The organism is Microbacterium sp. CCH5-D1 (genome assembly GCF_001557335.1).
GTDB lineage: Bacteria > Actinomycetota > Actinomycetes > Actinomycetales > Microbacteriaceae > Microbacterium > Microbacterium oxydans.
Genome location: NZ_LSJW01000322.1, coordinates 1 through 16,381, shown reverse-complemented (window position 1 = coordinate 16,381; position 16,381 = coordinate 1). Strand labels below are relative to the sequence as shown.

At 64.7% G+C, this 16,381-nt stretch carries 16 protein-coding genes and 1 pseudogene; 12 read left to right on the top strand and 5 right to left on the bottom strand.

What is annotated here, in order from left to right; translation table 11 throughout:
* Window positions 1–1,079 (top strand): YihY/virulence factor BrkB family protein (locus AX744_RS19745; RefSeq protein ID WP_061018836.1); only part of this gene is annotated, 1,079 nt, incomplete at its 5' end.
* 33 nt (window positions 1,080–1,112) lie between these two features.
* Here the strand turns inward: AX744_RS19745 and AX744_RS19740 are convergent.
* Window positions 1,113–1,829: a TetR/AcrR family transcriptional regulator C-terminal domain-containing protein gene (locus tag AX744_RS19740; protein WP_061018834.1), complete on the bottom strand. Its 717-nt coding sequence runs from the start codon at window positions 1,827–1,829 to the stop codon at window positions 1,113–1,115.
* A 131-nt stretch (window positions 1,830–1,960) separates the two neighbouring features.
* Complete coding sequence (locus tag AX744_RS19735) at window positions 1,961–2,164, bottom strand: hypothetical protein (RefSeq protein ID WP_045264175.1); 204 nt, start codon at window positions 2,162–2,164, stop codon at window positions 1,961–1,963.
* Between the two features lie 422 nt (window positions 2,165–2,586).
* Between AX744_RS19735 and AX744_RS19730 the strand changes: the two genes are divergently transcribed.
* Both AX744_RS19730 and AX744_RS19725 read left to right on the top strand, forming a co-directional pair.
* The gene (locus AX744_RS19730; protein ID WP_045264174.1) at window positions 2,587–2,922 is read left to right on the top strand and encodes a DUF7882 family protein; all 336 of its coding nucleotides are present in this window, start codon (window positions 2,587–2,589) and stop codon (window positions 2,920–2,922) included.
* A gap of 811 nt (window positions 2,923–3,733) precedes the next feature.
* Window positions 3,734–4,075, top strand: coding sequence for a DUF7882 family protein (locus tag AX744_RS19725; RefSeq protein WP_045264173.1), 342 nt, complete (start codon window positions 3,734–3,736; stop codon window positions 4,073–4,075).
* Window positions 4,076–4,168: 93 nt separating this feature from the next.
* Here the strand turns inward: AX744_RS19725 and AX744_RS19720 are convergent, their stop codons facing one another.
* Window positions 4,169–4,624 (bottom strand): SOS response-associated peptidase, encoded by a 456-nt coding sequence (locus tag AX744_RS19720; RefSeq protein WP_052674692.1) that lies wholly within the window; start codon window positions 4,622–4,624, stop codon window positions 4,169–4,171.
* 201 nt (window positions 4,625–4,825) lie between these two features.
* On the opposite strand from AX744_RS19720, the gene AX744_RS19715 reads away from it, so the two are divergent.
* From AX744_RS19715 to AX744_RS19690, 7 genes and pseudogenes are all read left to right on the top strand, one after another.
* Window positions 4,826–5,992 carry a glutathione-independent formaldehyde dehydrogenase gene (locus AX744_RS19715; protein WP_061018832.1) on the top strand — a complete coding sequence of 389 codons (1,167 nt, stop codon included), beginning with the start codon at window positions 4,826–4,828 and terminating at the stop codon, window positions 5,990–5,992.
* Window position 5,993: 1 nt separating this feature from the next.
* Window positions 5,994–6,560, top strand: coding sequence for a type 1 glutamine amidotransferase domain-containing protein (locus AX744_RS19710; RefSeq protein WP_061018831.1), 567 nt, complete (start codon window positions 5,994–5,996; stop codon window positions 6,558–6,560).
* The gene (locus AX744_RS19705; protein ID WP_061018829.1) at window positions 6,560–6,862 is read left to right on the top strand and encodes a putative quinol monooxygenase; all 303 of its coding nucleotides are present in this window, start codon (window positions 6,560–6,562) and stop codon (window positions 6,860–6,862) included. The genes AX744_RS19710 and AX744_RS19705 overlap by 1 nt, the downstream gene beginning before the upstream one ends.
* Window positions 6,863–7,003: 141 nt before the next feature.
* Window positions 7,004–8,134, top strand: coding sequence for an NAD(P)/FAD-dependent oxidoreductase (locus tag AX744_RS19700; protein ID WP_197429291.1), 1,131 nt, complete (start codon window positions 7,004–7,006; stop codon window positions 8,132–8,134).
* Window positions 8,135–8,502: 368 nt separating this feature from the next.
* A pseudogene (locus AX744_RS20125) lies at window positions 8,503–8,676 on the top strand (transposase); the annotation flags it as partial.
* On the top strand, window positions 8,673–10,619 hold the full coding sequence (gene nhaA / locus AX744_RS19695) for a Na+/H+ antiporter NhaA (RefSeq protein ID WP_231728860.1): 1,947 nt from the start codon (window positions 8,673–8,675) through the stop codon (window positions 10,617–10,619). The pseudogene AX744_RS20125 and the gene nhaA, both read left to right, overlap by 4 nt.
* Window positions 10,616–11,872, top strand: a complete 1,257-nt coding sequence (locus AX744_RS19690) for an MFS transporter (RefSeq protein WP_331709313.1) — start codon at window positions 10,616–10,618, stop codon at window positions 11,870–11,872. Before nhaA ends, AX744_RS19690 begins: the two co-directional genes overlap by 4 nt.
* Before the next feature lie 40 nt (window positions 11,873–11,912).
* Here AX744_RS19690 and AX744_RS19685 read toward each other — a convergent pair whose 3' ends face one another.
* Complete coding sequence (locus AX744_RS19685) at window positions 11,913–12,365, bottom strand: DUF488 domain-containing protein (protein WP_197429290.1); 453 nt, start codon at window positions 12,363–12,365, stop codon at window positions 11,913–11,915.
* Window positions 12,366–12,679: 314 nt separating this feature from the next.
* On the opposite strand from AX744_RS19685, the gene AX744_RS19680 reads away from it, so the two are divergent.
* Together AX744_RS19680 and AX744_RS19675 are read left to right on the top strand one after the other, a co-directional pair.
* Window positions 12,680–15,079 (top strand): excinuclease ABC subunit A, encoded by a 2,400-nt coding sequence (locus tag AX744_RS19680; protein ID WP_442922845.1) that lies wholly within the window; start codon window positions 12,680–12,682, stop codon window positions 15,077–15,079.
* A gap of 109 nt (window positions 15,080–15,188) precedes the next feature.
* On the top strand, window positions 15,189–15,494 hold the full coding sequence (locus AX744_RS19675) for a transposase (protein WP_036280114.1): 306 nt from the start codon (window positions 15,189–15,191) through the stop codon (window positions 15,492–15,494).
* 625 nt (window positions 15,495–16,119) lie between these two features.
* Here AX744_RS19675 and AX744_RS19665 read toward each other — a convergent pair.
* Window positions 16,120–16,326, bottom strand: coding sequence for a hypothetical protein (locus tag AX744_RS19665; RefSeq protein WP_061018815.1), 207 nt, complete (start codon window positions 16,324–16,326; stop codon window positions 16,120–16,122).
* Window positions 16,327–16,381: the final 55 nt, after the last annotated feature.

The window sequence follows — 16,381 nt, the reverse complement described above, 5'->3', positions numbered from 1 at the left end:
CCTCCACCCCGCGCAACGCCCCAGACCCCGAAGCATCAGGAAAGCCCGATTCCCCAGACGATCTGCACAAGAGGTCCTGGAAATACGTGCTGCGGAAGACGATTCGCGAGTTTTCTTCGGACCAGTGCACCGACATCGCTGCGTCCCTGACGTATTACGCGGTGCTGTCGCTGTTCCCCGGCCTGATTGCAATCTTCTCGCTACTGGGTGTCGTCGGGCAGGGAAAAGCCGCCAGCGATGCGGTGCTGGGAATCATCGAGCAGGTTGCTCCCGGCGACACGGTCGACACGATCCGCGGGCCGATCGAGCAGATCGCCGAGTCTCCGGGTGCCGGTTTCGCTCTCATCACCGGCATCCTGCTGGCGATCTGGTCAGCATCCGGGTACGTGGGAGCGTTCAGCCGTGCGATGAACCGGATCTACGAGATCGAGGAGGGGCGCCCGTTCTGGAAGCTGAAGCCCGTCCAGCTGCTGGTCACCGTGATCACGATCGTGCTGCTCGTCATCGCCGCGATCATTCTTGTCGTCTCCGGCTCGGTCACCAAGGCGATCGGCGACGCACTCGGCATCGGCGACGTACCCCAGACGATCTGGTCCATCGCCAAGTGGCCGTTGCTCATATTCATCGTGGTGTTGGTCGTCGCCATCCTCTACTACGCCACCCCAAACGCGAAGCAGCCGAAATTCCGGTGGATCAGCATGGGCGCCCTGCTAGCGATCATCGTGCTCGCACTCGCCACCGCAGCCTTCGGGTTCTACGTCGGAAACTTCTCGAACTACGACCGCACCTATGGATCCCTTGCGGGGATCATCATCTTCTTGCTCTGGCTGTGGATCGCGAACCTCGCGCTGCTGTTCGGCGCGGAGTTCGATGCTGAGCTCGAGCGAGGTCGCCAGCTGCAGGCGGGCATCGCCGCCGAGGAGGACATCCAGCTACCTCCGCGCGACACCCGCAAGAGCGACAAGGCCGCCGAGAAGGAGCGGCAGGACATCGAGAAGGGCCGAGAGATCCGACAGAATGCCGACCCCGACGACACAGCCAAGGACGCGACCACCCCCGGTCCTGCCAGAGAACACTGACGGACGGCCTCGCTCGGGGCGCTCACGCCGCAGCTACTGGGACAGCTCCCCGGCGAAACGGTCGAGGAGTACTTCCAGCGATACTTCGAATTCTTCGTCAGAATGGTCCTCGCTCAGAAGAGCCCGTAGCCGACGGACCTCCGGAGCGTCATCCAAGCCGATGCTCCCGTCACGCTCGGGTATATCCGCGTTTCCTTCGTCGAGCGGTTCTTCCACCGGGCCGGTCTCAGCTCCCCGAACCGCGGATTCCAGCAAGAGTTGACCGAGCAGGAAGCTGCTGAAGGACCGATACGCATCGACCGCTTGCGCGTCCGTAAACCCGCGCCCCAGCAGGGTGCTGAGGAACGTGTTCACCACCTCGACGCTACGAAGCGGCGGGCGTAGCCAGGGCGCCGCGGGATGCCGGGTCGCCACTAACGGAAATGCCTGAGGATGATCGATCGCGATCTGACGTACCTTATGGGCGACATCCTGCAGGAAGCCCTGCCAGTGCTCCGCCAACTCGTCGTCCAGGTTCGATGTCAATTGTCCGAGGAGCAGAGCGATCACACCCTCGAGCAGATCCTCACGCCCGTGCACGTAGCGGTAAAGAGACATCGCTTCCACACCCAGTTCCTGAGCAAGGGAGCGCATAGAGAGGCCCTGTGCCCCGGCGCGATCGATCTGGCCTAGGGCGGTCTCGATGATGAGTTCGCGACTTAGGCGCCCGGCCGCTGACCCTCGGGGCTCCCGGCTAGATTCTCTCGACATGACGCGTCATCCCTCCCAACGGTCAGGAACGCACCGTCACTGCGGGTGCAGATCGGACCGACCGATATATGCCACGGTAACCCTTGCTTCGCGGATCGAAGAGTGTTTGGCCGGACGCGAGAGCCTGCAGGTCAGTTTTCTCCGTTGGCGGCTTCGTCTTCTTCTGGGTTGAAGTGCGAAGGCGAGTCGGACAGGCCTGCGGCTACCCCGTCGGGGTTCGCGGGGATGGTGTTGTCCTCGCCCAGACCCCCGGGCTTGACCGTTCCCTCGGAATCGTTGGTCGGAACATCGGTATCGGAGTATTCACGGCTCGATGCATTGCTATCGTTCGTCATCGGCTTCTGCTTTCACTATGTTCTGTACTGCAAGAGAAGGCAAGAGTACCTCCTGTGACACGCTAGTTAGCACCCCACTGCCTATGGGACCCAGGTAACGGACAGGCGATGTTAGGAACTTCGCCACGCCTCAGCGTCAAGACGGTCTCACGACGCCGCGACTCAAGTCGGACACTAGCGGTCGACTGCTGCGCATGATCAGGTACCGGGACTAGGCCCGCGATGCTCCGGCCCGTCGGGATCATCGCCCGCCGAAAACGACCGTTCTCGGTGGGGATCGCAGATCCAATTCTCCAAGGGGGCCTGTGAAGCGATACCTAGTCGCGTAGGTCTGTGAGACGCTGGTTCTATCTTCATCGGTTACTGATCACCGCCTCGGTTTCGGGCGGGTCGATGGAGGGATGACTTGAGGAGCGTCCGGCATGGGCAAGTTCGTGTACGAGGGTTCGCAGAAGGTCGAGATCGAGGACCGGGCTCTGCTGCACTTGCAGCTCGTCATGACCGCGAAGCTGCGCCGAGGCGAGCCGTTCGTCTTTTCATGGAAGGACGACGCGAGCACCGGGGGCGGCCGAACCACAGTGTGGATCCATGGCGCGGCGTCGATGGTGTTCAAGTTCTATGGCGGCCGGACCCCGAACATCAACCGGTCCTGGGTCGACGCGCTGGCTTTCACCGCGAATTCCCCGTCAGGGTTGTACCTCACGCCGGAACCCGCCGAGAGATCGACGCTCGAGCGCGACCTCGCTAGCGCTGGCTGATTCAAAGCGCAATCCCCCCGCGCACGGCCCGAGCTGGTGCTTACCCTCAGAAGCATGAGGGAACGCGCGGAGGTTCAGACGGAGATCGTCATCGATGGCACGAGCCTGGTGCTCTCGCCCGCGCAGGACGTCGCCGCCCTTCGTGAGAGCATTCAGCGCGCAGTGGCCACGGCCGGAACGTTCGTTGACTTCACGACGGCCAGAGGCGGCTTAATACCGGACGCCCCGCGCCGGATCAACCCCTCTTCCGAAGACCCTGGAACCCGCTATTTTCGGCGTACCGGGGGTGACCCCAGCATCCTCGGGAACTACCGGTGGCCTTGCACGCACCCCAGCCCTCGCGGAGGTCGCCGGCCCCTTCTAAAGGGTTTGCGGATGAGGTCGGATCCCGCTCATGCGCCGGGCGTATGAGGGGGATCCGACATCTCGCTCCGCGGAAGCGGAGGGCACGCGCTGTCTGCTCCCGATATCCCCAGATCCCGGTTCACCGACTCCCCAGAAGGTAGTGCGAGAAAGCGCAACCCACCGTCGGGAGACGTCATTATCCTGTCAGATCCGTGCCGCCGGGGCACGCCCTTGGGGTGCAATTTACAACGATGGGCCCAACAAGCCGATGTGGACTTGTAGCTACCCCACTATAGACAAACGTCTAGGTGCGGGCGCGCTGCCGTTGGGATGCCGATGCGCAGCGAAGGCCGCCTGGGGGTGTTGCTCGCGAATCAGCAGTGGGACGCTAAGTGTCTCCACACCGCCACCAATCCGGTTGCGATCATGGGCACTGTCGCCCGGGGAGACAGAGCAAAGGCGCACTATGGGCACGTTCATCTGCGAGGGACACCAGAAAGCGGAGATTGAGGACCGCGCCCTCATCCACCTTCAGCTCGTCATCACCGCGAAACTCCGTCGAGGCGAACCCTTCCCCTTCACCTGGAAAGAGGACATGAGTATCGGTGGCGGCCGCACCACGGTGTGGCTACACGAGCACAGCTCGATCACGTTCAAGTACCACGGCAGCCGGCAGCCTCCTATCAACCGGACCTGGACCGACGCGCTCGCTTTCACCGCGAACGCACCCTCCGGTCTGTACCTGACACCCGAACCCCGCGAGGGGACCCACCTCGACCCCGGGACGAGCGCTCCCGCACTCGCCTGAGCCGGCGGGCAGGCTCGCGTTCGCGAACGGTAGACATCGCATGCACGATGCTCCACGAGAGTATGCCCCGTGAGGAGGTGAGGCGAAGGATCGTCAGGCCACGGGCTCCAGCAGAGAGGGGTCGGTCGAGTCGACTGTGCGGGAGTTGCTGACCTTCCGGTCGACGACGTGCTCACGAATGGTCGAGGCGACGTCTCCGGATGTGTGCTCGAGCATCGCCAACGTCTCAGCCTTGCGATCGCCGGTGAGCTTCTCCGGAGCGAGCCACGTATCCCACGTATCGGGCATAAGGAACGCGGGCATCCGGTCGTGCACCTCCCCGCTGGCATCCCGCGCCTCGCGGGTGATAACGACGAAGCACCGTGACTTCTCCCCGTTCGGCAGCCCCATCGACCAGGTGAGGCCTGCGGCCGAGAGAGGACCGTCGCCGTGGAGGAAGTGTGGGGTCTTCGGCGTCTTGTCGCCGGTCCACTCGAAATAGCCGCGCATCGGCACGATGCACCTAGCGGCAGAGAAGGCGGGCGCCCAGAATCCCTGCGCGAGCTTCACCGAACTAAGCAGACGGCGCGCCGAAAACGATCGTTTACGGTGCACTCGCGATAGAGGCCACGGATCGCGCCGAAAACGCACATCAGAACGTGGTTGCGGCGAGCGTTCAATGTCTCGCGAAGGGCTGGCGTTGTCAATGCCCTACCAGCAGGCTATCGAGGCCAGTAGGTTCTCGAGCAACACCATTTGATCGGAGTAGACATGAAAGCAGTAGTGTACGAGGGACCCCGTCAGGTCAGCACGAAGGACGTCCCGGACGCGAAGATCGAGCGACCCTCCGATGTGCTGGTCAGGGTGACGACGACGAACATCTGCGGCTCGGATCTGCACATGTACGAGGGGCGGACGTCCTTCGAGGTAGGCCGGACGTTCGGTCACGAGAACATGGGGGAGGTCATCGAGGTCGGTAGTGGTGTGGAGAAGGTCAGGGTCGGAGACCGGGTTGTGCTCCCGTTCAACATCTCGTGCGGGTTCTGTAAGAACTGCGAACGCGGCCTGACCAACTACTGCCTCACCACCCAGCCCGAACCATCATTCGCCGGTGCGGCCTACGGGTTCGCCGACATGGGTCCCTACGGCGGTGGCCAAGCGGAACTGCTCCGTGTGCCTTTCGGTGACCACAACGCGCTGCGCTTGGGCGAGGATGCGGAGGAGAAGGAGAACGACTACGTCATGCTCTCCGACATCTTCCCCACCGGCTACCACGCCACCGAGATGGCCGGCGTGGTCCCGGGCGACAGTGTTGTCATCGCCGGGGCGGGTCCGGTCGGGCTGATGGCCGCCCTGTCCGCGATGATCAAGGGGGCCGCGAAGGTGATGGTGGTCGATCGTCATCCTGACCGGCTCGCGTTGGCCGAGCAGATCGGCGCGATCGCCATCGATGACTCCAAGGTCGATCCCGTGCAAGCTGTGCTCGACGAGACGATGGGGCTGGGAGCTGACCGGGGCTGCGAATGCGTGGGTTACCAGGCCCACGATCCTCAAGGCAACGAGGACATCGCCGCTACTATGAACATGCTCATCAACGCGGTGCGTTTCACCGGAGGAATCGGCACCGTCGGTGTGTTCGTCCCCCAGGACCCCGGAGCCAAGGACGACCTCGCCAAGCAGGGAAAGGCGGCCATCGACTTCGGAACGCATTGGTTCAAGGGTCAGACCTTGGGGAGCGGTCAAGCCCCGGTCAAGCGGTACAACCGCCAGCTGCGGGACTTGATCGCCGCCGGCAAGGCGACCCCCTCGTGGATCGTCTCCCACGAGATCTCGCTGGACCAAGCCGCCGATGCCTACAAGAACTTCGACGCCCGGTCCAAGGGTTGGACCAAGGTCCTCATCAAGCCCGGCATGTCGACCGAGAAGAAGGAGAACTGAGATGGCAGCAGATCTTCAGGGCAAGAGAGTCGCCATCCTCGCCGCCGACGGGGTCGAGCGAGTCGAGCTCGACAAGCCCCGCGAGGCACTGGAGCAGGCTGGTGCACAGACCGAGGTTCTGTCGATCCATGACGGTGAGATTCAGGCCCGGGAGAACGATCTGGATGCAGCAGGCACGTTCACCGTTGACGGGTTGGTCGCGGACGCGTCTGTCGCCCACTATGACGCCCTGCTTCTCCCGGGCGGCACGGTGAACCCCGACCAACTCCGGGTTGACCCAGACGCCGTCTCCTTCGTCCGCGAGTTCGTCGAAAGCGGCAAGCCCGTTGCTGCGATCTGTCACGGGCCGTGGACGCTGATCGAGGCAGGTGTGGTCGCAGGTCGCACCTTGACGTCCTTCCCGAGCATCCGAACGGACCTGCGCAACGCCGGTGCTGACGTCGTCGACCAGGACGTCGTGGTGGACGGGAATCTGATCACCAGCCGCTCGCCCGATGACCTGCCTGCGTTCTGCGACACGATCGTGGCGAAATTTGCGAGTAATTCGACCCAGGAAGAGGTGATGTGATGAGCGTGACGAAGGGACTGCTTGTCAGGTTGGAGGCCCTGCCCGGCAAGGAAGACGAGGTCCAGGAATTCCTCGGCATCGGGCGAGGGCTCGTCGAGGAGGAACCGGCCACCGTTGCGTGGTTCGCGATCCGTCTCGGACCGTCCTCCTTCGGGATCTTCGACGTGTTCCCCGATGACGCCGGCCGCGACGCGCACCTGTCTGGCGCGGTTGCGACCGCTCTCGGCGAGCAGACCGGCACGTTGTTCTCCGAACCGACGATCGAGAAGTTGGACGTCCTGGGCTCCAAACTCCCCGCCTGACACCACAGACCGGGAGTAGTGGCCCAGAAAGGAGGGGTCGCTGCGCGCGGTGACTTCGGGCTTACACAGCCCGCTGACGTCGTGGCAGCGGCCCCTTCTCTTGCGGCCTATCGCTAATCGCCAACAGATCGAGGAACCGCGATGACAGGAACTGACGACGGCGTTTCCACGACGCGTTCCCCGGAGGTAGCAGTGATCGGGGGCGGGATCGTCGGTCTGTCGACTGCGTACGCGCTGCGGGAGCAGGGCGTGCGGGTGCGCTTGTATGAGGCTGGTCTGCCCGGGACGGGTCAGTCCGCAGGCGAGTCGCGGATCTTCCGGCATGCCCACGACGACCCGCGACTCGTCGCTTTCGCGCGCGAAAGCCGCGGCGTATGGGATGAGTGGGCCGAACGCTTCGACGTCGAGCTGGTCTCATCAGATGGTGTCCTGGCGATCGGAGACAGCGCCCTGGCGCGGCTGCGGGTGCTCGACCAGGTCGGCGGCGTGGAAGCGCACGAGATCGACGCGGCCGAGGTCGCCCAGCGGATGCCGCTGCTCGCTGGGTATTCGGGGCCAGCGGTGCTCGACGAGTCGGGCGGCGCGATCCGCACCCGCGCCGCGATCACGGCACTCACGGGTGCCCTGGCAGATGCGGTCACCACCGGTGAGGTCATCTCCATCGATCCCCGCGCCGACGGGACGGTCGAGGTGCGCAGCGTCACCGACCGGGCTGTCTACTCCAAGGTGGTCGTGTGCGCCGGCCGCGAAACCGCCCGCCTGGCACGCAGCGTCGGCCTGTCGCTGCCGGTTCGCCTTGCCGCACACGTCCGGCTGACCTTCGACGTGAAAGCCGCCGCCCCGGCACGAGTCGCGTGCCTGCAGGACAGTAGCGGCGTCTTCGGCGAAGTCGGCGTCTACGCGACGCCGCTACCGGGCAACAGCAACTATTCGGTCGGACTCAGCGACACCGTCGGCGTCCGCGACGACGGAACTTTCATCGACCCGGCGGCGATTCGATCGCTGGACGAACGCGCACGCGAATACGTGACACGGGCGCTGCCCGGTCTCCACCCAGAGCCGCGCGACTTCCTTCACTGCTGGGTGACCGACCTCCCGTGGAGTGAGGACGGCGTGGCCGTGTGGGAGGCAGGCTCTGTCCTTTTTGTGGCCGGTCACAATTTGTTCAAGCAGGCACCTGCGCTGGGTCGCGCTCTTGCCCGGGCTGCGACCGGCGGCGGTCTCCGCGCCGAGCTCACGCCCGAAGCGCGCCTCGGCGAGGCCCAGAGCTAGGGCGTGTCTCCCAATCGGGGGGGTGACCCGCGATTCTGGCCGGCAAACTGTTCAGCGAGCCCACGATCGAAAAGTTGGACGTCCGGGGCTCCAAAATCCCCGCCTGAGACCATGATCTCGTCGAGCGTCGCCGGTACCTCACCCTTGTTGGCATAGTCCACGGGTGAGGTACCGGCGACGGTGCGGCGAGTACCCGTGCGATGGTTCTGCCGTCACGATGGGGTCACGCCTGTGGCTTCCTCCAATGCCGCGGCGAGGTATCTCGCGGAAGCGCCGACGCCCTTGTCCGCGACGTGCTCGGGCGTGCCAGCTGCAACCATGGTCCCGCTGGCGTCGCCCGCACCGGGCCCTAGTGTGACTACGAGGGGCTCGCCTGCTTCGACCGGACCGGCACTTCGAACGGCCCGACCGAGGCGATCAACGGCCGCCTCGAGCACCTCCACGGCTCCGCCCTCGGCTTCCGCAACCTCACCAACTACATCTCCCGATCGCTCCTCGAAACCGGAGGATTCAGACCACTGCTACACCCTCAAATGCGATGAGCCCCATAACCCGCTTCGTCTCCATTCCGCCTTGCGCGCTGCCCGGTCGACAAGTCTCGCCGTCGGGCGCTGCCCTTGGGTTCCGATACGCTTCCCGCATGACGAGTGGGCAGATGGAACGGCGCACGAGTTGGCGAACGATTCGCACGGAGTCGGGTTCGGCTGTGTTCTTGGTCGTCGTCGCAGCGGTCGCCTTGCTCTGGGCGAACTCGCCACTCTCCGAGGCCTATTTCGGGCTGTGGGATGTCGAGATCGGGTTCGATGTCGGAGGGTTCGGACTGCACATGAACCTGCACCACTGGATCAACGACGGCCTCATGGTGGTCTTCTTCTTCGTCGTTGGCCTCGAGGTGCGACAGGAGTTCGCGCATGGGTCGCTCCGAGACGCCAGCCGCGCGCGTCTCGCGTTGATCGCTGGCGTCGCTGGCGTGGCACTGCCCGCAGTTTTCTACATCCTGATCGTGGCCGCCGCGGGCGGCGACGGGCTCGGTGGATGGGGCGCGGTGGTCGGTACCGACACCGCGTTCCTGTTGGGTGCCCTCGCGCTCGTCGGCCCGAAACTCTCCGGCCAGTTGCGGGTGTTCCTACTCACCCTTACCGTCGTCGATGACTTCCTCGCCGTCTCCATCATCGGCATTGTCTACAGCGACGAGATCCGGCTCGTTCCGCTGCTGATCGCAGTTGCCTGCCTCGCCGGGTTGTGGCTTCTGGGTCGTTCGCGGCAATGGAGCGCCACACCGTACGTGCTGATTGTCGTTGTGCTCTGGTTCGCGACCGTTGATTCCGGAGTCCACGCCTCCCTCGCGGGCATGGTCGCAGGGCTCCTTATCCCCGCCTACCCGACGCGTCGGCACAAGGTGGTCGCGGCTCGTCAGCTGTTCCGCGACTTCTGGCAGTCGCCGAGCGCGGCATCGGCCCGCGCAGTCGATCGAGGCTTGGCGGGAGGTATCTCGGTAAATGAACGCATGCACGAGGTTTTGCGCATGCCGACCGCGCTCGTCATCGTCCCGATCTTCGCGCTCGCGAACGCTGGCGTCGACCTGCGCGGCGGCGTGCTCGTCGATTCCTTCCAGTCCTCCGTGACGTGGGGAGTCATCGTGGGTCTCGTGCTCGGCAAACTTCTCGGCATCGGTCTCGCCACCTTCGTCGCTGTGAAGCTTGGAGCCGGTCGGCTACCCGAGGGTGTCGGGATGGGCAGCGTGTTTGGCGGCGCGGCGCTTTCGGGAATCGGGTTCACCGTGTCGCTCCTGGTGATCGGCCTCGCGTTCGGCTCGACGTCCGACCTGGGTCGGCAAGCGACCGTCGGCGTGTTGGTCGCGATGGTGCTCGCTACCGCGCTTGGTTGGCTGATTTTCCGGGTTGCTGCGAAACGCTGGGGAGAGGAGACGGCAGATCTGCCGATGGTGCTCACACCGCCCGTGGATCCTGAAGTCGACCACATCCGTGGACCAGAGGACGCTCAGCTCACGCTCGTCGAGTACATCGACTTCGAATGCCCCTATTGCGCGCACGCAACGGGTTCCTGGGAGGACCTTCGCAGCCGGTTCGGGGACGATCTCCGGTATGTCGTTCGCCAGCTGCCACATCACCCTCACGGCCCCATAGCCGCACGAGCGTCGGAGGCGGCATCGAATCAGGGGATGTTCTGGCCGTGGCTGGACTTCGTCTTCACGCGGCAAGATGCGCTCGAACGCGAAGATCTGATCCGCTACGCCGAAGAGCTGGGCCTGGATGTCGCCCAGTTCACGGCTGACCTCGATAGTGCCGCCGTACGTGCCCGTGTGGAGCGGGATCTCGAAAGCGCCGATGCAAGCGGGGCGCACGCCACCCCGACGTTCTTCGTAGACGGCCGACGGTTGCTGGGTAGCTACGACGCTCGAACGCTCACCTCAGCCCTCGAAGCCAGCCGCCGAGGCACACGAACCCAGGAAGTGCGCTCCTGAGTCGTCAAGCGTCGCGGGGCGCGTCGGTACACCTGCCCGAGCGAACAAGAACACCCGATGGCAGGGCGCTCGTCGCCCTCGACAGCGCTGGCGCGGGAATGTACCTCCCCGTTGCGGCACTCTTCCTCATCCAAGTTCGCGGATTCTCGGTTGCGGATGCGGGCCTCGCATTGGGCGTCGGGGCAGGCGTCGGTCTGCTGTTCCCCGTCCTCGCCGGGACGCTGGTCGACCGAGTTGGCCCTCGCAGGGTGATCGGCACCGGACAGTTGCTCCGAGCCATCGCGATGCTCGTCTACCTACTCGTACCCGGTTGGCCCGGGGCGATTGCCGGGAGCGCGATCTGCGCCGCCGGGATGCAGCTGCACTACGGATCGCTATACGCCTTCCTGACAGCATTGCGTCCCAGCGACGGGTTTCACGATGCGCAGTTCGCTCGCGTTGAGATGGTGCGTTCGGCTGGCTACGGTGCTGGCGCGCTCCTCGGTGCCGTGCTGCTGGCCTGGGACCCCGCCATGTTGCCTTGGCTGCTGGCGGTCAAACTCGTCACGTCGACGATGGCAGCCATACTTGTGTTCACGATGCGGATGCCGCCGCACACGTCATCTCGCTCGGTGAAGGCTACGTCCGCCGCACCAGGAGTGCTACGGAACCGCCCGTTTCTCGGGCTCATCCTTCTGGGCTTTCTCATCACCCTGGTGATGGAGTTCTTCCCGGTTGCCTTTCCGGTGATCGCTGTCGAACAACTCGGCGCGCCGGCATGGTTGCCGAGCCTCGCAAACGCCGGCCTGGCCATGCTGTCGAGCACCCTCACAGGAGTCGCGGTGGCGCTGACGAGCTCACGTTCTCGGGCATTCGCTGTGCGGCTCGGAGCAGTGCTGCTCTTGGCGTGGATCGCCTCAATGGTGGCCGTCTACGCGGTTCCTTCAGCGTGGCTTGCGGTAGCCCTGTTCGGATCGGCGCTGATCTTCGGAGTCGGCACGGTCGTGCTCGGCACGAGGATGAACGCGGCCGCGAGTGAGGCCGCCCCACCGGAACAGGCTGGACGCTACCTCGCTGCGTTCCAGTACTCATTCAGCGTCGCCAGCCTCACCGCGCCTCTTCTGATGTCGGCTTTCGCGTTGTCGGGTTGGTTGCCGTGGGTGCTACTCGTATTGGGGCCTGCGGGGGCGCTCGTACTGCTTCCGTGGCTACGTCGCGCGCTGCCGCCCCGTGTGCTCGCTCTCGCTCCCGACGAGACTGAAGCCGGAGCCTAACCCGTCCGCATCCGACGGGTGAGGACGACGCCACCACCTGTTACAACAGATGCACGATCCCTGTGTCACCCCAGGCGGACGCGAGATACTCCGCGGCGAGACGCCGATGACAACGATCAGGAGAGGCCTCTGAGCAAAGGAGCACTGCCTCGTTGAAGTCAGCAGGACTCAGCACCGCTTCGACCTGGCGACCTTCCAAGAGGCGCACGTACTCAGCGGCGTATTGCTCCCGCGACACAGCCCCGTGCTGGTAGTCACGTAGCGCTTGCTCTGTCGGGGTGAGGAGCAACTCCTGCCGATAATGCATGTCGCAAATCTCACTGAGGAAGAACTCGAGGTCGTCTCGCTTCGCGAATCCTGCGAGCTGCGAACGGTTCCGCAGCCGTATGTCAACAAGAGCCGTCGCGCCGCTGTCGGAGAGCAGACCGAAGAACTCGCGCGTCTTCTTCTTCGTGAACCCGATGGTAAACAGCCGCATCATCTTGCCTCCCACGGTCGATGAACCTGCTTACCACGAGACCCGCTTGGTACAGTTCTGAAATGGATCACCTTTCCTCAGTGTCCACCCACGTCCAGCCCGATGTCCGGGTGCGTGGTGCCCGCGAACACAACCTCAAGGACGTCGATCTCACGGTTCCGCGTGACGCGATGGTTGTGTTCACGGGCGTGTCCGGATCCGGGAAGTCCTCCTTGGCTTTCGGCACGTTGTACGCGGAGTCGCAGCGGCGCTACTTGGAGTCAGTTGCCCCGTACGCGCGGCGACTGATCGACCAGGCGGGTGTCCCCGACGTCGACTCCATCACCGGGATGCCGCCCGCAGTCGCCTTGCAGCAGCAGCGCGGAGGGCGCAGCGCGCGCTCCTCTGTAGGCAGCATCACCACGCTGTCGAGTGTGGTTCGGATGCTCTATTCGCGAGCAGGTGAATACCCAGATGGTCAGCCGATGCTCTACGCCGAGGACTTCTCCGCGAACACCGTGCAGGGCGCGTGCCCCGAGTGCCACGGCATTGGCAGAGTGTACGCGGTGACCGAGGAGCGGATGGTGCCCGATCCCTCACTCACCATCCGGGAGCGCGCCATCGCATCGTGGCCGACCGCCTGGCACGGCCACCAGTTGCGGGACGTGCTCGTCGCGCTCGGCTACGACGTCGACGTACCGTGGAAGGATCTGCCGAAGAAGGATCGGGACTGGATCCTCTATACCGACGAGACCCCCTTCGTTCCCGTCCACTCTCGACTCACACTCGCCGAGGCGCGCCGGGCAATCCGAGCAGGAATCGAACCGAGCTACTCGGGCACCTTCGTCGGCGCGCGGCGGTACGTGCTCGACACTTTCGCGAACACGAAGAGCGCGTCGATGAAGCGCCGCGTAGCCCAGTTCATGAGCGCGGCGGTCTGCCCGGTGTGCCATGGGAAGCGGCTCAAACCCGAAGCACTGACGGTGACGTTCGAAGGACTCGATATCGCGGACTTCTCAGCCTTGCCACTGCGTGAATTGGCTGAGCTCCTCGAGTCCGTCGTCGCCGAGTCTGACCGCGAGGGCGAGACCTCCGCCGCCGTGGTAGACGTCGCGACTAAACGTGAAGCCGTCGAGCAGCGCGTTGCTGCTGGCGGCTCCGCTCACTCCGCTGCGCCGGATGTCCGTCGCACACCGAATCAGTCTGTCGAGAAGCGCGCCGCGGCAGCCCGCCTGGGCGCAGAATTGCTGGACCGCCTGCGCCCCATCATCGATCTCGGACTCGGTTACCTCTCGCTAGGTCGCACTACGCCGACACTGTCCGGAGGGGAGCTACAACGACTTCGACTCGCCACGCAGCTCACGTCGGAACTGTTCGGTGTTGTCTACGTCCTCGACGAACCGTCAGCCGGTCTCCATCCGCACGACGTCACCGCGCTGCTGGGTATCCTCGACGGGCTGAAGCAGCGCGGCAACAGCCTCTTCGTCGTGGAGCATTCCGTCGACGTCATGCGGCACGCGGACTGGCTGGTTGACATCGGCCCCGGAGCCGGGGAACGCGGCGGGCGCGTGATCTACAGCGGACCCACGGACGGGCTCGCGGAGGTCGACGAGTCGGTGACGCGCGGATACATCTTCGGGGGCAGCGGCCTTCCACCGCACCAGCCCCGTGCCGCCCACGACTGGTTGCAGCTGGAGCACGTCACCCGCAACAACCTGCGGGACGTATCTGTGGCGCTACCGCTCGGAACGCTCACTGCTGTCACTGGCGTGTCAGGGTCGGGGAAGTCCAGCCTTGTCAGTCAAGTCCTGCCTGCCCTCATCGGCGCCAGGCAAGGAGACGCCCCTCGCGTCGAGGAGGAAAGCGCTGAGGCCGACGCCCTGCTCCTCACTGACGAGTCCGATGAACTCGGAGGGTCGGTCGAGGGCGATCTCACGACCGTCCGGCGTGTGGTGAGCATCGACCAGAAACCCATCGGCCGCACGCCCCGCTCCAACGTCGCGACCTACACAGGACTCTTCGATCATGTGCGGCGCCGGTTCGCCGAGACGCCGGAAGCTCGGACACGCGGATACAAGCCCGGTCGGTTCTCCTTCAATGTCGCAGGCGGCCGTTGCCCGACCTGTGAGGGTGAAGGCTCCGTGATGGTCGAGCTGCTCTTCCTGCCCTCGGTCTACACCGTGTGTCCCGACTGCCATGGCACCCGCTATCAATCGAGCACCCTGGAGATCACCTGGCGAGGGCGCAACATCGCGGAAATCCTCGCGATGAGCGTCGAAGAGGCCCACGACTTCTTCGCCGGCGAGTACGACGTGATGCGCTCACTCACCTCGCTGGTCGATGTCGGGCTCGGGTACCTGCGCTTGGGACAGCCGGCCACAGAGCTCTCCGGTGGGGAGGCGCAGCGTGTGAAGCTGGCCACCGAACTGCAACGAGCGCAGCGCGGCGACACTCTGTACGTGCTCGATGAGCCGACCTCCGGATTGCACTGTGCCGACGCAGACCGTCTAGTTACCCACCTTCAGACTCTCGTCGATGCGGGCAACACGGTCGTGATGGTGGAACTCGACATGCGAGTGGTCGGCGCCGCCGACTACGTCATCGATCTCGGGCCGGGAGCCGGTGACAACGGCGGCACAGTGGTCGCGTCCGGAACGCCAGCAGAGGTCGCCGCGTCGAGAAACAGCGCTTCAGCACCGTATCTCGCCGCCGCCCTCGCCGAGGCCGCGACGCTGACGTCAGGGGCATAACCGGCTCTTCGCAGATGAGGGTGTAGACGTCGAGGGTGCGTCGTTGGCCGGGTAAGGTGAATCGCTCTGGGTTTCGTTCCGTTCCGTTCTTCAAGCAAGGATGGAATTGATGAATCAGAAGTACTCGCCCGAGATGCGGGAGAAGGCGTTGCGGATGCTGGACGAGGCGAAGCCCTCGCATCCGAATCTCATGACCGCGGTGCGTCATGTCGCTGGGCTTCTTGGTATGAGCGCGGAGACGTTGCGGGTGTGGCATCGCCGTCGCGAAGTCGACGGCGGGCAGCGTCCCGGTGTGCCCACCGATGTTGCCGAGGAGAACAAGCGCCTGCGGCGTGAGAACGCTGAGCTGCGCAAGGCGAACGAAGTCCTCAAAGCCGCGAGCGTGTTTTTCGCGAAGGAACTCGACCGCTCCTGACGGGTCTGCCCCGCGCACACCGCTTCCGCTGTCCCGATAGCCGGTCGTCCACCGGCACAGGTGCGGACCATCCGGGTGAACGACCAGAACCCAGCAACTACCTGTAAATTTTGACGCTCGGTGGCGTTGTTGTGTGATCGCTCGGTGTCGCTAGTCGCCGACGACGAGCACGCGTGTAGCGGCTTCGACGACGTCGTCGGTGCGGATTGGACTGCGAACTGCAAGTTGAGCAGCGATCATGCCGCGAATGGGATGGTGCTTGACCGCTCCCGCACAGCTGACAGGTCGGTTGCGCCTGCGGACAGGTTCGTGACCCCATCGGTGAGTCTCAGCGGCCTTGTGATCGTTGTCGGCTCTGATCCTGACCCGCGGTTGCTACCGGATGTGGAGGGCGGCAGGTGGCGTCACCGTCGGGGTCGTCCTCGGTGGTCTCCCACCGCGACACCTCGGGTGCGGTGTCGTCCTGAAGGGACGCGGTGAGGCCTTCGTTGAGGGTGTCTTTGTCCGTCTTGGACGGATTCCACACGATGGCGAGCCGACGCGTCATCAGGGAGTCCGTTCGTGGAACGTCGCGAGCCGGCCACGCCCTGGTGCGCGTCGATCCGGCTCGCAGGCGTTCGGGTGCCTACTCGGCCTGCTCGTCTTCTTCGGGTTCGAAGGTGGACGCGGTGCCGGTGTGCCCGGCGGCGATACCCCCGGGGTGGTTGGGGATGGTTCCGTCGCCGCCGAGACCGCCTGGTTTGGTGGTGCCGTCGGAGTCGTGCGTGGGGACTTCGACGTCGGGTCCCTCCAGGGAGGTGTCCTCTGACAGCGGCTTGTCGTTCTCGGTCATGATTTGCTCCTTCGGGGTGTTGTTTCCGTGAGGGAGGGCGGGGAGGACCCGCGGG